The following is a 19,387-nucleotide window of genomic DNA, read 5'->3' on the forward strand; positions in this document are numbered from 1 at the left end:
ATAGGCGGTGTCAATCACCTCACCCGCCGAGGTGCCGGACACCACATAGTCGTTGCTAGGAACGGCACCCATCGGAATGCCAATGGCGTTCAGCTGAGCCGGAGTGGCCACATCGGCCGGGGCCACGCCATCCAGCGTCAAAACCACCATGCCGGGGAAGGTCAGGACCGCGTTGCCGCTGCCATCATCGCTGACCACAACATCATCGGTGTTCACCAGATTGCCGTCGTCGTCATGAAGGCCGGTCACATCCAAAAGGTCATTACCGCCATAGGTGCCATCGCCGTTGTCGGTTGGGCTGGCGAAACCGGAGACAGTGTCGCTCCCACCCAAATCCTTGAGAACAAGCGTATCGGTCCCCGAACCTAGAACGATGTTTTCGACTTCATCAAAGTTGAGCGTGCTGGTGCCATCGCTGACGGTGCCCGCTTCGGCATTTGCTTGGCTGAGATCAATCCGAAGGGCGTCCGTCACCGCCGAGAGGTCAAGCGTGTCGCCATCGGTTTCGGCGACCCCTTCGGCATCCACCGTATCGTTGCCAAAGTTGTTTTCGATGTGGAAGGTATCGTCCCCAAAACCGCCCCAAAGAAAATCGTCACCTTCGCCGCCATAGAGCACGTCATTGTCATAGGACCCGCGCATCCAGTCATTGCCAGCGCCGCCAATAAGGGTATCTTGGCCCTCATTGCCTTCGAGCGTGTCATCACCTGCACCGCCTTCGACGTAGTCTTCGCCAACCTCACCATAGAGAGAGTCGCTGCCCTCGCCACCAATCAGGCTGTCGTCGCCATCATTGCCCCGCACGCTGTCATCGCCGTCACCGCCCAGAACCGTATCGGCCCCATCGCCACCGCGCACCGTGTCATCGCCATCCCCGGCCACAACGCTATCGTCGCCTTCTTCGGCTTCGATGCTGTCATCGCCGACCCCCGACAACACCGTGTCATTGCCGCTATCGGCAAAAACCACATCGTCATTCGAGCCGTCGGAATGGTCGTTGTTGTTGATGTAATCCCCTTCCGGGTCACCGGAATAATCCACATCAATCAGGTCATCGGCTCCGGTGCCTTCGACAATGAAATCACCGGGTGACAGGGTCACACCCATGGCGAAAAGCTGGATCTTGTCTTCGACATCCGCCGCCGGAACACCCGCCAACGTAAGCGATGTGCCATCCGGGAAATTCAGGATCGCGTCACCCGAACCGTCGCCATTTGTGTCGGTGACGTCGATGTCTTCGGTCGAGATCGGATTGCCGCTGTCGTCGGTCAAACCGCTCAGGTCCAACTGATCATTGGGGCTATAGGTGCCATCACCATTCGAGGTCGGCGCTTCGAACCCGGTGATGGTATCATTGCCATCCCCGTCGCTCATTCGGATCAGATCATCCTCACCATCTCCGGCCCCGATATCAAAGCTATCATCACCCGCGCCGCCCTCAACAGTATCCACCCCGTCGCCGGTCGATACGGTGTCATCACCGCTACCGCCAACAACACTGTCATCGGCATCACCCGTGTCGATATGTTCGATCTCGGAGAAATTCACCGTGGTTGTGCCAAGCTGCATGGTGCCCGCCTCGGGATCACCCGCCGCAAGGTTGACCGTGACCGACCCGGTGTAATCGCCCGAGGTCAGCGTATCGCCACCGGTTTCGGCATTTTCACCGCCGGTGACCGTGGCACTTGTGCCATCCAAAAGCGCGCTATCAGCGGCAAAGAAATCGTCGCCATCGTCGCCGATGATCGTGTCGCCGCCACCAATATTGATGCTGTCGTCCCCCGCATCGCCGTGCAGGTCATCCGCGCCTAGGCCGCCTTCGATCGTGTCGCTACCGGTGCCGCCATAAACCGTATCCGCATCTGCGCCGGACTGGATCAGATCATCGCCGCCATAGCCATAGACCAGATCGGCGTCGGAGCTATCGGAATGATCGCCCGCGTCGATCATGTCGCCCTGCGGATCACCGGTATAGGTGCTGTCGATGGTGTCGTCGGCTGCGGTGCCTTCGACCACATAATCATAGGCCGAGGGAACCGCTGGAATGCCGATGCTTTCCAATTCGTCGGTGCTATCCACATCCGTCGGGGCGACGCCCATCAAGGTAATCGCCTCACCACCGGGGAAGGTTAGAACCGCGTTGCCGCTGCCATCATCGCTCACCACAACATCGCCGACATTGACGGGCGTTGTGCCGCCGTCGCTTGTCAGGCCAGAGACATCCAGCTGATCATTGGTGCTGCCATCGCCGCTATCGGTCAGGTCAAAGGCGCCAACCGTGTCGCTGCCTGATCCATCGGCAAGAACAACCGTGTCACGCCCCGCGCCAAGATCGACGCGTTCGATTTCCGCAAAGCCAATAGTGTCTGCGCCGCTGGTGACACTGCCGCTTTCGGAACCGCTCATGTCGACGGTCGCACCGGAAGTGAGCGCCGAAAGATCAAGGGTGTCATCGTCCGTGCCGCCTTCGCCACCGGTTACGGTGTCATTGCCAAAACCATCTTCGATGCGGAACGTATCCTGATCGTCACCGCCGGTCATGACGTCGTCACCACCGCCGCCAATCAACGTATCCTGACCGGCACCGCCGTCCAATGTGTCGCCGTCCAGACCGCCATCAAGGCTGTCATCACCCGCGCCACCGCTTAGGTCATCGGCCCCGGCCGCGCCGCTTAGGCTATCATCACCTGCACCCGCATCAATCACTTCAGACCCGGCCGCTCCGGTCACGACATCATCCTGATCGGTCAAGGTCATGGCCTCGATTTCGGTGAAATCAATGCTATCCGTGCCCGAGGTCACCGCCCCTGCTTCGCCGCCGCTATAGGTGACGCTCACACCATTTTCGGTGATACCGCTTAGGTCGAGGCGGTCAAAATCTGTGCCCGTGGTCACGGCTTCGCCACCGGCCACGGTATCATTGCCAAACCCGTCTTCGAAGGTGATGGCATCCTCGTCGGCACCGCCATCAATCTCATCGTCACCGACACCGCCATTCAGCGTGTCCTGACCGTCATCGCCGTTCAACGTGTCATTGCCCGCCATGCCATAAATGAGGTCATCACCGGCCCCGCCATCAATGCTGTCGTCTTGGTTTTCAGGGGTCGCATAGGTGGTGGTACCGGGATTAGAAAACCCATCGGTGGAAAAGGCATAGTTCGTACCTGCCCCGCGCGACGTGACTTCGAACACCAGCTGTTGCTGACCTTCATAGGTGAATTGCGCCCAGTGATTTTCGTCGGCATTTCCGGAGCTTGTGCTGTCCGATGCCGCCGCCAATTGTTCACCGCTATCGCTTGGAGATAGATTGGACACCGGCGAGTCCGACAAAGTGACCGAGGTCACATCGGCCGACAAAGCGGTGACGCTTTCCGCCGTGGTGTCCACATCGTGGAAGGTAAAGCCGCCGCTGATCTGGATCGGTTCGCCGGTTGCCTGATCAAAGAACTCAAAGCCCAAGGTCACGCCGCTGCCTTCGGCACTTTCGGCGTCCCCGTTCAGGTAAACCGAATTTGTTCCGAAATCTATTTGGATATTGGGATCGTCGGCATCCAGCACTGTCATGCGCGCCTGCACAACAGTACCGTCACTGGTTGTGCCGATATTGTCATAGACGGCGTATTCGCCAATCACACCGGTCCCGGTGTTGCCGCTGTCGGAAATGGTCGAGAAATCAAAGCTGGCCAATGTGCCGGCATCAACCCCAACATCTGCATCGTCACCATAGATGGTGTCGTTGCCTTCACCGCCGGAAATGGTGTCGCGCCCAGACCCACCCGCAGCGATGTCATCGCCTGCGCCCAAGGTGATTTCGTCGCTCCCAGAGCCGCCATCAACGCTATCGGCACCATCACCTGCGCTAATCGTGTCGCCGTTCAAACCGCCCGAAAGGCTATCGGCACCGTCATTGCCGGTTAGATTATCGGCCCCGGCCCCACCAACAAAAGTGTCGTCGCCGCCGCCACCGGTCAGGCTATCCTCGCCATCACGTCCAACCGCAAAGACGCCATCCGTTGTCGCCGCGGATGCATCAATAGTGTCATCACCAGAGCTGAGGAAAAAGCCTTCGACCTCGGAAAAGCTACCACTGTCACCATCGGAATCGCTATATGTCCCGGCTTCGTTACCGGTAAAGGTCACGCTCAAAGCATCGTCGGCACCGCTGATATCGACAACGTCCATATCAGTGCCGGTTTCACCGCCAGTGATGGTTTCATTGCCAGCCCCAACAACAAAGGTATCTGACCCTCCGCCACCAATGAGCGTGTCGCTTCCAGTGCCAGAGATCAGGGTATCTTCGCCCTCGCTCCCCAGAACGGTCGAGAAATTGGTCAGTACCGTTGAGCCGCCCATAAAGGCGTCGGCCGAGCTAGATATCGCATCGCCAACAACAAAGGTATCGGTGCCATCCGATAGCGTGATTTCACCGTTGAACACATCGAATTCGACCGCATAGCCCGAGCCCAAACCGGAAAAGTCCAACGTGTGCCCACCAGAGGCTTCGTTGATCCCCGACCAAAAAGCCGTGGAATTCCAGTTCGATGTTGTGACCGTATACGTCGCCATATCAGCGCTCCTAACCTCAATACACACCACATTGCGTGGCCAACCGTTCTGAAAACGGTTTTGCTTAGGTGTTAGAAACGCCCTGATTCCGGCACGAATGCGGAATAGCTGAGCAAAGATAGTGGTATTTGTGACCTAAGATGCCTCATTCCGGCCATTGTTTCTAAAAAGTGGACAGCGGGAGCCTTGGGGCAATTTGGCGCAAACCGCCATTTAAACACTTGTTTTCAAACGCCCAGCGCCATTTTCACGTAAACACTCCTCGTGATCTGGGTCGCCTTTGCAAGACCCGCGTAAGGAAGATTTCAACACTTGCCTGCTTATCTGTCCCCATGATGGCTGGTTCGGTTTTGCCGGGGGTTTGCCCTTGGGACGTTTACGGTTCCATCTTGTGCGGCTGCGGCCCCCAATTATGGGGGGAACGCACCGAGTAACGAGCGCAGTGCGGGGTAGCCGTAGCCAATCAATTGGCTGCTTTTGACGAGTAAGCCGGGGCCATCCCAGCCCCGGCTGGTTGCCAAAATAGGTTAATGAATTGCCTAAAATGCTGCCGATTTCTAAGGGGGATAGGATGCAACGTTTGACTCCGATCAAGGCATATTTTGTCCGGTCCCTCCACAGTAGGTTGTAGAACAGGAGGATGACCCATGCGCATTTTACTCGAACTGGCACTATCTGCATTAGCCCTGGCGACACCTGCAATCGCGCAGGATGCCGACATCGGGCGGGCACATTACCATACTCATTGCGCCACCTGTCATGGCCTCGAAGGCCGCGGTGACGGGCCAATGGCCGGGGTTTTGATGATCAAACCGGTGAATTTGCGTGAATTAACGGCGGCGAACGGCGGGGTCTTTCCGCTGGAACGCGTTGTGAAACGCATTGATGGGCGTGACCCCTTGGTGAGCCACGGCTCGCCCATGCCGGTCTATGGTGACTACTTTGAAGGTCGTTTTGACGTGCCGATGAAAGCCCCAAGCGGGCAGCCGGTATTGACGTCACAGCCGGTGGTCGACTTGGTTGCCTATATCAAGGAAATACAACATGTTGAGTGATCATTTCTGAGGCGTTTGACGGCAAATTCCATCGGTTTGAACACCGTCCCAAGGGAGTCTAACAACCCCCTGCCCCAAGGCGCGATCAAGACCATCAATCGGCATTTCCTTGGAAATCATCGCGCGCAGCCGGGCTGTGCGCGGGGCAGACGGGTCAAGCAACCGACAGCACACATATTCCTCGACGATTGAACCTTGCTGCTCATATCCATAGTCAAGAAACCCCTTGGTATTGTCAGGATCGAACAAGTAAGGGTCAGAACTATTTGCGTGCTCTTTCAAAGCCTTGACCGGGTGATACCCGGTTCGATCCCGGTTTTGCCATTGCCAGACATGCGTGGCCTCATGGGCGAAAAGCATCGCATAAAACAGATCAATCTTTTCTGGCCACCCGGGCATGAAATCCTCCGCAAACAGATCTTTGCGATAAAGGATTTTGTTGAACACCACCGACGCCGCTGGAGATACGGTCACCGTTTTCGCCTTGTCCTGCGGCGGCCATATGCGTTCCTGACAGGTCGTGCGCGGGCGGACCGGAATTTGATAGGTGACCGACCCGGCAAAATGGCCATTGGTGATCCGGATCGGTTTTGTGTCGAGCTGATCGCCCTGAATCGCGCGCAAATACGCGGTTTCATTCGGGGTGAGAGGCCGCCCACACGCCGTCAGCACCAAAAGGAAAAGCAACACATACCGCATGGCGCAACGTTCCCCTAAGCCAGGCACAATGGCAAGCGGTTCAATGCAACCGCGCGCCTAAACGTCCAATTCCTCAACAAAGCGGGCGTTTTCCTGAATGTACTGGAACCGCAACTCTGGCTTTTTGCCCATCAAGCGTTCCACAAGATCGCCGGTTTCACCCGGTTCATCCTCATCAATCGTGACCCGGATAAGCGTCCGGGTTTTTGGGTCCATCGTGGTTTCCTTAAGGTCCTTGGCATCCATTTCCCCAAGGCCCTTAAACCGCTGAACGTCAATTTTCCCTTTGCCACCAAGACCTTTTTCCAGAACCCGTTCTTTTTCAGCGTCGTCCGGCACGTAAATACGTTTGGCCCCTTGGGTCAGACGATAGAGCGGCGGGCAGGCCAAATACAGATGCCCGGCATCAATCATCGGCCGCATCTGAGTGTAGAAAAACGTCATCAAAAGTGCAGCGATGTGGGCCCCGTCAACATCCGCATCCGTCATGATGATGATCTTGTCATAGCGCAGATCATCCACGTTGAATTTGGTTCCGATACTGACGCCAAGTGCTTCACATAAATCACGAATTTCGGCATTTGACCCGATCTTGTTTGACGCCGCGCCAAGCACGTTGAGGATTTTGCCCTTGAGCGGCAAAAGCGCTTGGGTCTCACGGTTTCGGGCCCCTTTAGCGGAGCCACCGGCCGAGTCGCCCTCGACGATGAACAACTCGGTCCCGTCACGCGTCTTGGAGGAACAATCTGTTAGTTTACCGGGAAGGCGCAGTTTTTTGGTGGCCGACTTGCGGGCGGTCTCTTTTTCCTGACGCCGTCGCAGGCGCTCCTCGGCGCGCAGAACAAGGAAATCAAGGATCGCACCAGCGGATTTTGTATCTGATGCCAACCAGTTATCGAAATGGTCGCGCACTGAGTTTTCCACCAGACGCTGGGCCTCGACCGTGGCAAGGCGGTCTTTGGTTTGGCCAACAAATTCCGGTTCACGGATAAAACAGGACACAAGGGCACAGCCGCCGGTGATCAGGTCATCCCTATTGATTTGACTGGCTTTTTTATTGTTCACCAGTTCGCCATAGGCGCGAATCCCCTTGAGGATCGCAGCCCAGAAACCGGCCTCGTGGGTGCCACCTTCGGGGGTCGGGACGGTGTTACAATAAGATTGGATAAACCCGTCGCGCGATGGGGTCCAGTTGATCGCCCACTCCACCTTGCCCGGCGTGTTGAACTTTTCTTTGAAATCCACAACGCCAGCAAATGGTTTCTCGGCATGTGTCATTGATTTACCGAGTGTTTCGGTGAGGTAGTCCGCCAACCCACCGGGAAAGTGAAACACTTTTTCCGCCGGTGTGGTGCCATCGTCAATTTCGGTTTTCCAACGGATCTCAACACCAGAGAAAAGATAGGCTTTGGAACGCACCATTTGCATCAGGCGAGCAGGCTTAAACCTATGAGAACCAAAGATTTCTTCGTCAGCGTGGAAGGTGACGGTGGTGCCGCGACGGTTGGGCGCAGCACCGATTTTCTCAACACCACCAAGGGGAATACCGCGCGAAAACCGTTGTTCAAAAAGCTCTTTGTTGCGCGCAACCTGGACGACCATACTGTCGGACAAGGCATTCACAACCGAGGCGCCAACCCCGTGCAAACCACCCGAGGTTTCATAGGCATCGCCGCCAAATTTACCACCGGCGTGCAGGGTACAGAGAATGACTTCGAGCGCAGATTTGCCCGGAAACTTGGGGTGTGGATCAATCGGGATGCCGCGACCATTGTCTTTAATTTCAACAGCATAGTCAGCCAATAGGGTGACTTCGATCCGGTTGGCGTGACCGGCAACCGCTTCGTCCATCGAGTTGTCGAGCACCTCGGCCACAAGGTGGTGGAGCGCGCGTTCGTCGGTGCCACCGATATACATGCCGGGGCGTTTGCGGACCGGCTCCAGCCCCTCCAAAACCTCAATGGAGGAGGCGTCATATTCAGGAGTGTCACCACCAGACAGGAGATCTTCGGCCATAAACGCTGCTCATTTTTGCTGTTGCTTGGCAGGCAGTATGACAGACCTGCACGGCGCGTGAAAGAGGGGGTTAGCGGTCAGGACGGTGGCGTTAATGACGCCGGTCGCACGCGACGCAACGGGAAATTGGTACAAAACCGCCCGCATCTAGGGGAGATTGGCGTCGCATTTCTGTGGCACCAGAGCGGGGCAAAAATAGCAATCTGTCCGATTCTATGTGAAATTGGGGGTGATTGCCGGCGCGAAAGCCTTCCGCTTGGCCCATCTCAGGGAAAAGACAATTTTTTCGTTAACGCGCCCCCGGATTGCGCGCAAACACCGCCCCCTCGCGCCCACCTTTTTCGGCGATCGGCGACATGTTCCGCCCAAAAGCCCGAACGAGGTCATATTGTGGTTGCAGCCACCTTGCGTTTCACGGTTTCATTGGCGGCAACAGTCTGACACGTTCGAAAGGTCTCCCATGTTTAGCAGACGCACCATGATTGCATCACTTGCCGCGCTGGCGACGCCCGGGATCATCCGCCCCGCTTTCGCCGCGCCCAGCGACTGGGACGCATGGGACCAGCAGATCACGCCAGAGGGGTTTGACCTTGAGACCAGCAACCCCTGGGGCCTTCCTTCTCGGTTCCTTCCGGTTCGCGTCAAGGCCAATCCGGGCCTGAAACCCGGCGACATCCATGTCGATGCGGTCGCGCGCTATTTGTATCACATTCAGGATGACGGGACGGCGATGCGCTATGGCGCGGCCATCGGGCGCGACGGGCTATACGAGCCGGGTGTATACACCATCAAACGCAAGTCAAAATGGCCAAGCTGGACCCCAACGCCCGCGATGATCGCCCGCGAGCCGGACAAATACGCCCAATGGGTAGATGGCATGGACCCCGGCCCCGGCAACGCGCTCGGATCGCGGGCCCTGTACCTCTATGTCGGCAATCGCGACACCTATCTGCGCGTTCATGGCACACCGGCCCCACGGTCAATTGGAACGCGCGCTAGCTCTGGCTGTGTGCGCATGGTGATGGCGCATATCAACGCGCTTTACGATCAGGTCGACACCGGCGTCACCGCCTATCTCTATCCAACCGACGGCGGCAAGCTTTAGCACAAGCTTGCCAACTTTGGCGCGGCGGTGGCTTGAACGCTTTGGCTTGGCAGCCTTAGCTTGACGGTCGTGTGCAGATCGGGCTGCCGTTCTTGGTGCGCAGCGGCAGTTCGGTTGTCTCGACCGGGCCAACATGGGTGTACCAGTAGCAGCCATCTTGGGGCCGCACCCGCGCTGTCGAAAGGTCCTGATGCGTGGCGGCAATGGACGACACGGCCTCTGGCACAGTGATGAGCCCCTGTGGCTTGGCACCATCGGCGGTCGGCACCGGCTCACAGGCGGCAAGGGCCAACATGAGGAAAGGGCTGGTGAAAAGTGCGGTGGGTCTGATCATTTGCGGCTCGCTCTGGTCCAATAGTCTTTGCGCTAGGCTCGCACCCTGAGACCAAAACCGCAAGCACAGTCCGTTTGGGTCGAAACGCCGTCAACAGATTGGGAGGCGGCCCGTTTTGCAGCCCACGAATGGACCGCGCCGAAGATCGTTTGAGACACAGACATCAGCCCGCCGATGTCAGGCGCGCCTGCCCATTGGGCCGGCGTGATGCCCCTCCCTCGGGTCAGACACTGGGATTGACCTCGTAGAAACCAACTCTTTTTGGTTTTACTGTTTTTAGGCTTCCAAGCGTAGAACCGAGATCTTTATCCTCAATTATTTCGTCCAGTTGATCACTTTCTGCAAAACCGTACATAGAGGCACAAACGACTCTTTCCTCACTCAAGTCGCTCTAATGGAATGAATTGACCCAGCCTAGGCAGGGTCGTTCAATACCTTCTCAAACTCGCGCCATTCGCCTTTGGACATGCCAGAGTTTTCCTGTGTGACCTCTTCGCCTTTGAGCATCCGGCGGACGACGTCCAAGGCTCCGGCAGAGAGGGTTGCGCCACCCATGCGGTAGTCTTCGAAGGCTTTGTAGGCAAAGGGCACCCAGTCAGCGACGACTTTGCAGATTTCGTCGGCGTAAACGCGAATTTCGTATTGGGCGTGGGCGTCGGCGCGCAGGCGCAAGAAGTGCAGCAGGTTGTGCAGATCAACCTTCCAATACCATTGCGTATAGATGTTGGCAGGCAGGTTCATGCGGGCCAATTCGCGCGCCAGCCCCTGTTGGCCATCTTGTGAAATCATCTCTTCGTAGTGGTCATAGGCGCGCATGGCGTCTTCGGTCAGATATTTCAAAACGCGCTGCGCTTCATCCCCGGCGAGGACCTCGCCACGCCCCTGATTGTTGACAACCGATTGCGCGTTCAACGCATCGGGCGCCGGGATGTAGAATTCGCGATCAAGGATCGAATAACGCGCCGAGTATTCGTTGACGTTGGCGGTGCGGTGGCGAATCCATTGCCGCGCCACAAAGACCGGCAGTTTGACGTGCAATTTGATTTCGCACATTTCAAACGGAGTCGAATGCCAATGGCGCATGAGATAGCGGATCAGGCCCTCGTCGTTTTGAACAGATTTGGTGCCCCGACCGTATGAGACGCGGGCGGCCTGACAGATGGCTTCGTCGTCGCCCATATAGTCGACAACGCGGATAAAACCATGATCCAAAACCGGATAGGCGGTGTAGAGGTGTTTCTCCATACCCGGCGCCGTGGCGCGCATGGTGGTGTGCGTTTCGGCGCGTTGCGCTGCGATTTCGGCCTGCTGTTCGGACGAGAGGGGCATGGCGATTCCTTTCCCACGAGATGAGTCGAGTGGCACTATATATTGGGGGAGCGGATGGGGGAACGCGATATATGGGCGACAGATTTGCCTCAGTTGCGGCGAAATCATGGCCCTAAGGCGGCAAAGATGATTGACTAACGGGGGTTTGGGCAGGCAGGCTGTTTACAAAATATAAAACGGGCAAGACCTGAGGCAGTCAGATGTATCGCAATTTAGTAGCGCTCGCGTGTGCGGGCGTCCTTGCCGCTTGTGCAAGTGGGGAAGGATCGAATCCGATCAACGATCTGGATCCCGATGACACCACCCTTATCGACGAAAACACCATCCCCGATGAGTCGACCACCGGCGATGGGGATGGCGAGGACAGCTCAAATGTGTTCGGGGATAGCCTGAACAATGATCGGCTGACCGCGAATGAAATGTCGTTTGATGCAGACACCGGCGAGCTGGTGCTGAACAACATGCCGTTTGACGGCGACGACAATATCTATGAACGAGACAAGACAATCTCGGACAATTTCGGGTCGTCGAACTTTAACGTCTACCGAAATGCCAGCGGCCCAGCGAGCTATTTCGCCGTCTTCCGGGTTTCGGACAACGGCTATAGCCAAGTCGGAACCGCAGGCACCGAAAGCTATGTTAGCTTTGGGTACGGCGCCGCGGCGGCCCAGCGTTTGAGTGGTTCTGGCGCGCTCCCCGATGATCAGCAGACTTATGTTTTCACTGGAGAATATGCGGCTGTGCGGACGGTCATCGACCCCGATGATGGATCGATCATGCAATATGTATCGGGCACGGCCACCTTGCGCGTCGACACCGAAGACTTTGATGATACCGGTGTTGTTGGCGGCTTTATCGCGGATCGGACGTTCTTTGATGCCAATGGCGTACAGATCAACGACCTTGATGGGGTGGGCGATTTTATCACCCTGACCGACACTGACATCAACTTTGACAACTGGACGATCGCCTCGGCCGATGCGACGGTTTACACCGACAATGGCACAACGGCGGGTGCCAGCGGCTCTTGGGATGGTTTGTTTGCCGGACCAAATGGCGAAGAAATTGCCGGAGTTGTTGTTGTCGAGGGGACCGGTCCGATCGGCATCGACCCCGACACCGGCAGTTATGTAGAGGTGCAAGTCCGCGAAACCGGCGGCTTTATTGCCACACGGTAGAGTGATGCGCATGCTCCTCCCCTTGCTGCGGCGGCTGGCGCTGACCTGCGCCTTTGTCGCCGCGAGCAGCCATATTTCCTATGCCCAAGAAGTGCGCCTGTCTTTGGACGAGGCGCGTGCGGCTGCGGCCAAGATGTTGCAGATCGGAGAACCCGAAGCGGCGCTGATCTTGTCCGAAGGGGTGCTTTTGGGTGCGCCGGGCGATGTTCGGGGGCTTTTGCTCAAGGCGCGGGCGCAGCAGGAATTGGGCAAACATCAAGATGCGCGCCGATCGGCGAAACTGGCCTGGCGGACATCGGAAACAGAGCGGGACAAGTTTTTTGCCGCGATGGTTCAGGCCGGGACCTCGGCGTCGAACGGGCAAAAAGGCGTCGCGCAGTATTGGTTGCGTCGTGCCGCCCATATCGCCCCCGAAGATCAGATGCGCGGTGCCGCAGTCCAGGATTTGCGCCGGGTCCGCCGGGCGACCCCATGGCGGCTCAACCTTGCTCTGACGTTTGAACCATCGGACAACTTAAATGGCGGAGCCAAGAACGAGAGCACCGACATCAACGGCATCACCGTGTTTCCCGGCACCCGGCCACTTAGCGGGCTGCGCTATGGACTTAAGGCCGATTTTAGCTATCGCGTGCCGCTAAGCCGGACCAGCCGATTGAAATTTGGGGCGGATGTGGAAGTCACCCGCGCCGAGCTAAGCGATGACTCCCGCAAGATTGACCCGGATGCGGAAAACAACGACTACCGCGAAGACAGTTTTGGCGTGTCGTTGGATTACGAAGCGCGCGGGAAATCCGGTTGGCTGGCCAGTGCCGGCGTTGATTTGAAACACAACATGCGGCGCGGCGAAGGCTTTTCCAATGTCGCGGCGCTGCGGCTGTTTTATGGTCGGATGCTGGCCCCCGGCCTCACCATGAGCACGCGCGCCGAATGGCGTCACGAAACATTGGTCCAGGCCAAGGATCGTGATCTACATACCAGCGAATTTGGACTGGCGCTTGGCAAGCAATTCAACAGCGGTCAGTTGCGGTTGGACACTTGGTTTAGTGACACAAATTCCGACCTTTATATGGTCGCGAATGAAACCAAAGGCGCGCGGCTGAGCTTTTCCAAAGCGCGGCCCATCAAGGGCATGTTGCCCCGCGTCGCGCTAAGCTATCGCGACATTGGTTATGACAATGCGCCGTTTTCCTTCCTAACCGACATGACCCGCCACGATCAGGAATGGAGCGCCTCGATTGATGTGCTTTTGCCCAAGGTCGATTTTTACGGGTTTGCCCCGGAAATCGGGCTGACCTACCGCGATCGCGGCTCAAACTACGGGATTTACGAAACCGAAAGTACCGATTTGCGGCTTGGCATCAAATCGGTATTCTGAGGCCGGATTGTTTGCGCTCACACTGTGTGAGTCGTAGCAAATGAGGGGAATTTCCAATGGGCATCCGTTACTTGCACACTATGGTTCGGGTCAAAGACCTTGAAGCCTCGATGGCGTTTTACAAGCTGCTTGGGTTGAAAGAGACCCGCCGTCACGACGTGGAAGAGGCGCGTTTTTCGCTGATTTTCATGGCCCCCGAAGGCCAAGAAGATTGCCCGGTTGAGCTCACTTATAACTGGGACGGGGATGATGACTTGCCATCAGATTCGCGTCACTTTGGTCATCTGGCTTACTCTGTTCCCAATATTTATGAGGCGTGTCAGAATCTTATGGACAACGGCGTGGTGATCAACCGCCCGCCTCGCGATGGCCGCATGGCGTTTGTGCGATCCCCCGACAACGTGTCGATTGAGCTGTTGCAAGAAGGCGAGGCGCTAGAACCAGCCGAGCCTTGGACCAGCATGGAAAACGTGGGTCACTGGTGATCCGCACAGCGGCAGCCTTGGCGCTTTGGTCCCTTGGGACCTTGGCGCAGGCCTGTCCTCTGGCGTTGGTTTTGGCGCAGGATGTGTCCTCGTCCGTGGATGCAGACGAATATGTTTTGCAGCGCAATGGCCTTGCCGCGGCGCTGCGATCTGATGATGTCAAAGGTGCGATTGTTCAGGGCGGCGGGATTGCTCTGGCAATCTATGAATGGAGCGGACGGCGCCAATCCAAGATCGTCTTGGATTGGGTGATGTTGCGCTCGGAGGCGGATGTTGACGCAGCCGCCGCGCATGTGATGCAGGCCACGCGGTCAAACCACAAGTTTCCAACGGCATTGGGCTATGCGCTTGGCTATGGGGCCGGGATCATGGCCCGTGCGCCCGAGTGTGATCGCAAAGTGATTGACCTCTCTGGTGACGGGATCACCAATGACGGGTTTTGGCCCGAGCTAGCATATAAGCATTTCCCCTTTGAGGGTATCACGGTGAATGCGCTGGCGGTTCTTGGGGCCGATCCGGATGTGGTCGATCATTTCACCTATGAGGTGTTGTACGGCCCCGGCGCGTTTATCGAAACCGCGCAGGGCTATGCGGGGTATGAGCGGGCGATGACACGCAAGCTTTATCGTGAAATTGAAACACGGGTGGTTGGGGATGCGGCGCTGGCTCTGGATCGCGATTAGTCTTTGGGCCGGGATGGCACAGGCCGAATGTCGGCAGGCCTTGGCCCTTGGTCTTGATGTGTCGGGCTCCGTTGATGAGCGCGAATATCGGTTGCAGCTGGATGGGTTGGCCGGTGCCTTGATGGATTCAGAGGTGGTCGCGGCTTTTCTGAGCCTGCCCGACGCCCCTGCCCGTCTGGCGATTTACGAATGGAGCGGCCCAACATCGCAACGGATCGTGCAGCGCTGGACAGAGATTCGCAGCCGCGACGATTTGGCGAACATCGCAATGCGATTGACAAAAACCGGTCGGGCTTTGAGAGAGCCGTCCACAGCGTTGGGGCGGTCCAAAGAATTTGGCGCAACCCTATTGGCGCAACACCCCACATGCTGGCGCCACGTTCTCGACATTTCCGGAGACGGGGAATCCAATACCGGTCCACGACCTCAGGACGTGACCCCGCAAGGTGTCACAATAAATGGGTTGGTGATTGGGGGGGATAGTCAGGAAACCGAAGTCTCAGCGCTAAGCGCATATTTTCGGACATATGTTATTCAAGGTGCAGATGCCTTTGTCGAAGTTGCGACCGGATTTGACGACTATCAGTCCGCCATGAGCCGCAAATTGAAACGCGAGCTGACCATTCTGGTCCTGTCTCGCAATCCTTAACCCGCCCCGACACGTCCGGTTCTGTGACGCATGTAATAGGGCGTGTGGCAGTCGCTAGTAAATGTAACGGATCTGGTCTGTCCAGTAACGCTCAACGCGGCGCAGCGCCGTGGTGATTTCGTCAATTCCGTCCGAGCTTAGGACCGCTTTACTCTGAAGGCCGTCTGCATGACGCAAGAACAGCTCTTCTACGATGCCGCAAATATCGCGGCCGCGCTGGGTCAGACGCACACGCACCGAGCGGCGATCAATTTCGCAGCGTTGGTGATGCATATAGCCCATCTCGACCAGCTTCTTCAGGTTGTAGCTTACATTGCTCCCCTGATAGTAGCCGCGCGATTTAAGCTCGCCCGCCGTTACTTCGTTTTCACCGATGTTAAACAACAGCAGCGCTTGCACCGCGTTCACATCAATAATGCCAAGTCGTTCGAACTCATCCTTGATGACATCGAGCAATAGTCGGTGGAGTCGTTCCACCAGCCCGAGTGCATCTAGATAGCTCGCCATGAAGCCCTGATTGGAGCCGTTTTCCATGGACGAATGAATGCTCATATCTTTCTCCGCCTGTGATCGTTCGAACGGAGATTTGTAGAAAAAAACCAATATTGCGTTAAACCACATCGAAGACCGTGAAAATGCGATCTAATTTGGTCGATTATTAACATAAACCGCGCCAAACCTTACCAAAACCGAAAATTTCCGTTAAATGGTATACCAGAATTGCGCCCCCTTAAAAAATGGTATACCAGATTTGAAGGGGAATTTCGGGGGAGTCGCCATGGCGCGGATCAAATCTATTGATGTTCAGGTGTTTGATGTGCCGCTTGAAGAGGTTCTAAGCGACGCAAAACACGGCGATCACACGCATTTTGAGCTTATTACGGCAACGATTCGCACCGATGACGGAGAGATTGGCACCGGCTACACCTATACTGGTGGCAAAGGCGGGCGCGCGATTGCCGCGATGATTGACCATGATCTTACGCCGTTTTTGATCGGTCAGGACGCTGGTGACATCGAACGATTGTATGAAGCCATGCAATGGCACGTTCACTATGTTGGTCGCGGCGGCATCGCCAGTTTCGCCATTTCGGCTGTGGATATCGCGCTCTGGGATCTGTGCGGCAAGGCCACAGGCCAGTCTTTGGTGCAAATGGCGGGCGGCGCTTCGGATCGCTGCAAGGCCTATGCGGGGGGCATTGATCTAAACTTCCCTCTGCCCAAGTTGCTCAAGAATATTCAAGGCTATCTCGACGCCGGATTTAACGCCGTCAAAATCAAGATTGGCAAACCAGAGATGGCCGAGGACATTGAGCGGATCAAAGCGGTGCGTGCCTTGATCGGGCCAGACGTGGCATTTATGATTGACGCGAACTATGCGCTCACCGTCACCGAGGCCATCGCATTAGCAACGGCCGTCAAGGATCAGGACATCACATGGTTCGAAGAGCCGACCATCCCGGATGACTATAAAGGGTTTGGCCGGATCGCCGATGCCACGGGCATGCCCCTTGCAATGGGGGAAAACCTTCATACCATCCATGAATACGAATACGCCTTTGACGACGCCAATCTAAGCTACATCCAACCAGACGCGAGCAATTGCGGCGGGATCACCGGCTGGCTTCAGGTCGCTGCACTGAGCCGCAAACACAATATCCCGGTCTGTAGCCACGGGATGCAGGAATTGCACGTCAGCCTTATCTCAAGCCAACCCAATGGCGGCTGGCTCGAGGTGCATAGTTTTCCGATTGACCAATACACAACCCGGCCGCTGGTGGTGGAAAACCATCTGGCCGTCGCCCCCAACGTCCCCGGTATTGGGGTCACGTTTGACTGGGACAAACTGAACGCCGCCCATCAGGAGCATCACGCATGAGCAACCAAATCACCGCCGCCTATTACCGCCGCAACAAAAGCTTTGTGGTTGAACCTGCGCCCTCGCCCCTGCCGGGGGACGGCGAAGTTGCAATCCGCATCGCCTATTGCGGCATCTGCGGCACCGATATGCATATCTATCACGGCAATATGGACGCCCGCGTCGGTGAAAGCCGGATCATCGGCCACGAGATGTCTGGCGTCGTCGAAGCGGTTGGCGAAGGTGTCGACGGATTTGACCTTGGTCAAAAGGTTGTGGTGCGTCCGCTAGATCATTGCGGCGACTGCCCCGCCTGCGAGGCCGGTCACACCCATATCTGTCACAAGCTGAAATTCCTTGGCATTGATACAGATGGCGCGATGCAGGAAATCTGGGTTGTGCCGGCGCATACGGTGCACGGCCTGCCCGATGACATGCGTCTGGATCACGCCGCGCTGATCGAACCGGTGGCGGTGGCCTGTCATGATGTGCGCCTATCGGATTTGACCGAAGGCGAAGACGTTGTTGTCATTGGCGGCGGCCCGATTGGCGTTTTGGTCGCCATGGTGGCGCGCGACGCCGGGGGCAAGGTGTTGATCTCTGAGGTCAATCCAAACCGTCTCGCCATTGCGCAAAAGATGGGTTTTGACACGGTGAACCCGGCCGAAACCGATCTTGTCGCGTTTGTGAACGCCCGCACCGGCGGCAAAGGCGCCGAGGTGGTGTTTGAAGTGTCCGGAAGCCAGCCGGGTGTGGATGCGATGACCACCGTGGCAGCAACGCGCGGACGCATTGTCATGGTGGCGATCCACGCCCAAAAGCCGACCGTGGATATGTTCCAATTCTTCTGGCGCGAACTGAAACTGGTTGGCGTGCGGGTCTACGAACCCGAAGATTATGAAAAGGCGATTGCGATCATCGCCTCGGGCGGCGTCGATGCCGAAACCTTTATCACCGATGTTGCGCCGTTGGACGACATCCAAACCGCGTTCGAAGCGCTCGATCGCAGCCCAACGGCGATGAAAAGCCTGATCAAAGTAGGAAAAGACGTATGAGCCAGATGTTTGATCTAAGCGGCCAGACCGCAGTTGTCACCGGAGCAAAGCGCGGCATTGGCCGTGGCATGGCCGAAGCTTTGGCCGCTGCTGGGGCGGATATTGTTGGGGTCTCGGCCTCGTTGCAGCCAGGTTCCGAGGTGGAACAGGCCGTGACGGCGATGGGCCGGTCGTTCAAATCCTATCAATGCGATTTTAGTGATCGGGCTGCGGTGCGCGGTTTGGCGGCTCAACTGGAAGCAGATGGCGTCGCGGCGGATATTTTGGTGAACAACGCCGGGACGATCAAACGCAAACCGGCGGCTGAGCATCCCGATGAATGGTGGGACGAGGTGATTGAGGTCAACCTGTCGGCGCAATTTGTGCTGAGTCGCGAAATTGGCCGCGGCATGGTTGAGCGTGGACACGGCAAGATCATTTTCACCGCCTCACTGTTAACCTTTCAAGGCGGGATCACCGTGCCGGGTTATGCAGCCTCTAAGGGCGGCATTGGCCAGTTGACCAAAGCATTGGCCAATGAATGGGCCGGTAAAGGCGTGAACGTGAACGCCATCGCTCCGGGCTATATCGCCACCGATAATACCCAAGCATTGCAAGATGATCCGGAGCGGTCCGAGGCGATTTTGGGGCGTATTCCCCAAGGGCGTTGGGGCACTCCCGAGGACTTTGGCGGCCCGGCTGTCTTCCTCGCCTCAAAGGCATCGGACTATGTGAATGGTGAGATTCTGGTGGTCGATGGCGGCTGGATGGGGCGTTAATGAATTGACGCCAACTGGCATCAGGTGATGACCAATTCATGATTTGATGTTAACACAAAATTCACCCTATGGTTGCTAACCTTTAAAAGCAATCATAGGGGGACACCGTGCAAAACAGCCTTTTCAACACTGCGATAACCCTGTACGCGCCGTTTTCCGGCGGCTCCAAAGCGTCATCGGGCAACACACAAGAGTTGCCATACGGTTGGTGGGTGCCTTTTGGAACCTTGTTTGCAAGTGGC

16 protein-coding genes are annotated in these 19,387 nt (G+C 56.9%); 10 read left to right on the forward strand and 6 right to left on the reverse strand.

Features of this window, described 5'->3' with window-relative positions; genetic code table 11:
• Positions 1-4,566 (reverse strand): beta strand repeat-containing protein (locus tag AC5EFR_RS19020; RefSeq protein WP_493577318.1); only part of this gene is annotated, 4,566 nt, incomplete at its 3' end.
• A gap of 647 nt (positions 4,567-5,213) precedes the next feature.
• Between AC5EFR_RS19020 and AC5EFR_RS19025 the strand changes: the two genes are divergently transcribed.
• Positions 5,214-5,621: a c-type cytochrome gene (locus tag AC5EFR_RS19025; protein WP_493577319.1), complete on the forward strand. Its 408-nt coding sequence runs from the start codon at positions 5,214-5,216 to the stop codon at positions 5,619-5,621.
• Here AC5EFR_RS19025 and AC5EFR_RS19030 read toward each other — a convergent pair whose 3' ends face one another.
• Both AC5EFR_RS19030 and parE read right to left on the reverse strand, forming a co-directional pair.
• Entirely contained in the window at positions 5,622-6,320 is a 699-nt protein-coding gene (locus tag AC5EFR_RS19030) for a hypothetical protein (protein WP_493577320.1), read from the reverse strand. It lies immediately after the preceding gene.
• Positions 6,321-6,377: 57 nt separating this feature from the next.
• Positions 6,378-8,336, reverse strand: a complete 1,959-nt coding sequence (gene parE, locus AC5EFR_RS19035; RefSeq protein ID WP_493577321.1) for a DNA topoisomerase IV subunit B — start codon at positions 8,334-8,336, stop codon at positions 6,378-6,380.
• Positions 8,337-8,796: 460 nt separating this feature from the next.
• Between parE and AC5EFR_RS19040 the strand changes: the two genes are divergently transcribed.
• Positions 8,797-9,441, forward strand: a complete 645-nt coding sequence (locus AC5EFR_RS19040) for a L,D-transpeptidase (protein WP_493577322.1) — start codon at positions 8,797-8,799, stop codon at positions 9,439-9,441.
• A gap of 55 nt (positions 9,442-9,496) precedes the next feature.
• Here the strand turns inward: AC5EFR_RS19040 and AC5EFR_RS19045 are convergent, their stop codons facing one another.
• Complete coding sequence (locus AC5EFR_RS19045) at positions 9,497-9,775, reverse strand: hypothetical protein (protein WP_493577323.1); 279 nt, start codon at positions 9,773-9,775, stop codon at positions 9,497-9,499.
• 414 nt (positions 9,776-10,189) lie between these two features.
• Positions 10,190-11,104 carry an FAD-dependent thymidylate synthase gene (thyX, locus tag AC5EFR_RS19050; protein ID WP_493577324.1) on the reverse strand — a complete coding sequence of 305 codons (915 nt, stop codon included), beginning with the start codon at positions 11,102-11,104 and terminating at the stop codon, positions 10,190-10,192.
• Positions 11,105-11,304: 200 nt separating this feature from the next.
• On the opposite strand from thyX, the gene AC5EFR_RS19055 reads away from it, so the two are divergent.
• From AC5EFR_RS19055 to AC5EFR_RS19075, 5 genes are read left to right on the forward strand one after another with little or no spacing between them, the layout of a single operon-like run.
• Positions 11,305-12,282, forward strand: coding sequence for a HupA family protein (locus AC5EFR_RS19055; protein WP_493577325.1), 978 nt, complete (start codon positions 11,305-11,307; stop codon positions 12,280-12,282).
• Positions 12,283-12,286: 4 nt separating this feature from the next.
• Complete coding sequence (locus tag AC5EFR_RS19060; RefSeq protein ID WP_493577326.1) at positions 12,287-13,657, forward strand: surface lipoprotein assembly modifier; 1,371 nt, start codon at positions 12,287-12,289, stop codon at positions 13,655-13,657.
• A gap of 56 nt (positions 13,658-13,713) precedes the next feature.
• A complete protein-coding gene (locus AC5EFR_RS19065) occupies positions 13,714-14,142 on the forward strand; it encodes a VOC family protein (protein WP_493577327.1) in 429 nt (142 codons plus the stop codon).
• Positions 14,109-14,825 carry a DUF1194 domain-containing protein gene (locus AC5EFR_RS19070; protein ID WP_493577328.1) on the forward strand — a complete coding sequence of 239 codons (717 nt, stop codon included), beginning with the start codon at positions 14,109-14,111 and terminating at the stop codon, positions 14,823-14,825. The genes AC5EFR_RS19065 and AC5EFR_RS19070 overlap by 34 nt, the downstream gene beginning before the upstream one ends.
• Positions 14,797-15,474 carry a DUF1194 domain-containing protein gene (locus AC5EFR_RS19075; protein WP_493577329.1) on the forward strand — a complete coding sequence of 226 codons (678 nt, stop codon included), beginning with the start codon at positions 14,797-14,799 and terminating at the stop codon, positions 15,472-15,474. Before AC5EFR_RS19070 ends, AC5EFR_RS19075 begins: the two co-directional genes overlap by 29 nt.
• Positions 15,475-15,528: 54 nt before the next feature.
• Here AC5EFR_RS19075 and AC5EFR_RS19080 read toward each other — a convergent pair whose 3' ends face one another.
• On the reverse strand, positions 15,529-16,026 hold the full coding sequence (locus tag AC5EFR_RS19080; protein WP_493577330.1) for a MarR family winged helix-turn-helix transcriptional regulator: 498 nt from the start codon (positions 16,024-16,026) through the stop codon (positions 15,529-15,531).
• Between the two features lie 226 nt (positions 16,027-16,252).
• Between AC5EFR_RS19080 and AC5EFR_RS19085 the strand changes: the two genes are divergently transcribed.
• The 3 genes from AC5EFR_RS19085 to AC5EFR_RS19095 are packed head-to-tail and all read left to right on the forward strand — an operon-like array spanning position 16,253 to position 19,145.
• Positions 16,253-17,353 (forward strand): mandelate racemase/muconate lactonizing enzyme family protein, encoded by a 1,101-nt coding sequence (locus tag AC5EFR_RS19085; RefSeq protein ID WP_493577331.1) that lies wholly within the window; start codon positions 16,253-16,255, stop codon positions 17,351-17,353.
• Positions 17,350-18,387 carry a zinc-dependent alcohol dehydrogenase gene (locus AC5EFR_RS19090; protein ID WP_493577332.1) on the forward strand — a complete coding sequence of 346 codons (1,038 nt, stop codon included), beginning with the start codon at positions 17,350-17,352 and terminating at the stop codon, positions 18,385-18,387. The genes AC5EFR_RS19085 and AC5EFR_RS19090 overlap by 4 nt, the downstream gene beginning before the upstream one ends.
• Positions 18,384-19,145 carry an SDR family oxidoreductase gene (locus tag AC5EFR_RS19095; protein ID WP_493577333.1) on the forward strand — a complete coding sequence of 254 codons (762 nt, stop codon included), beginning with the start codon at positions 18,384-18,386 and terminating at the stop codon, positions 19,143-19,145. Before AC5EFR_RS19090 ends, AC5EFR_RS19095 begins: the two co-directional genes overlap by 4 nt.
• The last annotated feature ends 242 nt before the right edge of the window (positions 19,146-19,387 follow it).

The organism is Pelagimonas sp. (assembly GCF_058892305.1).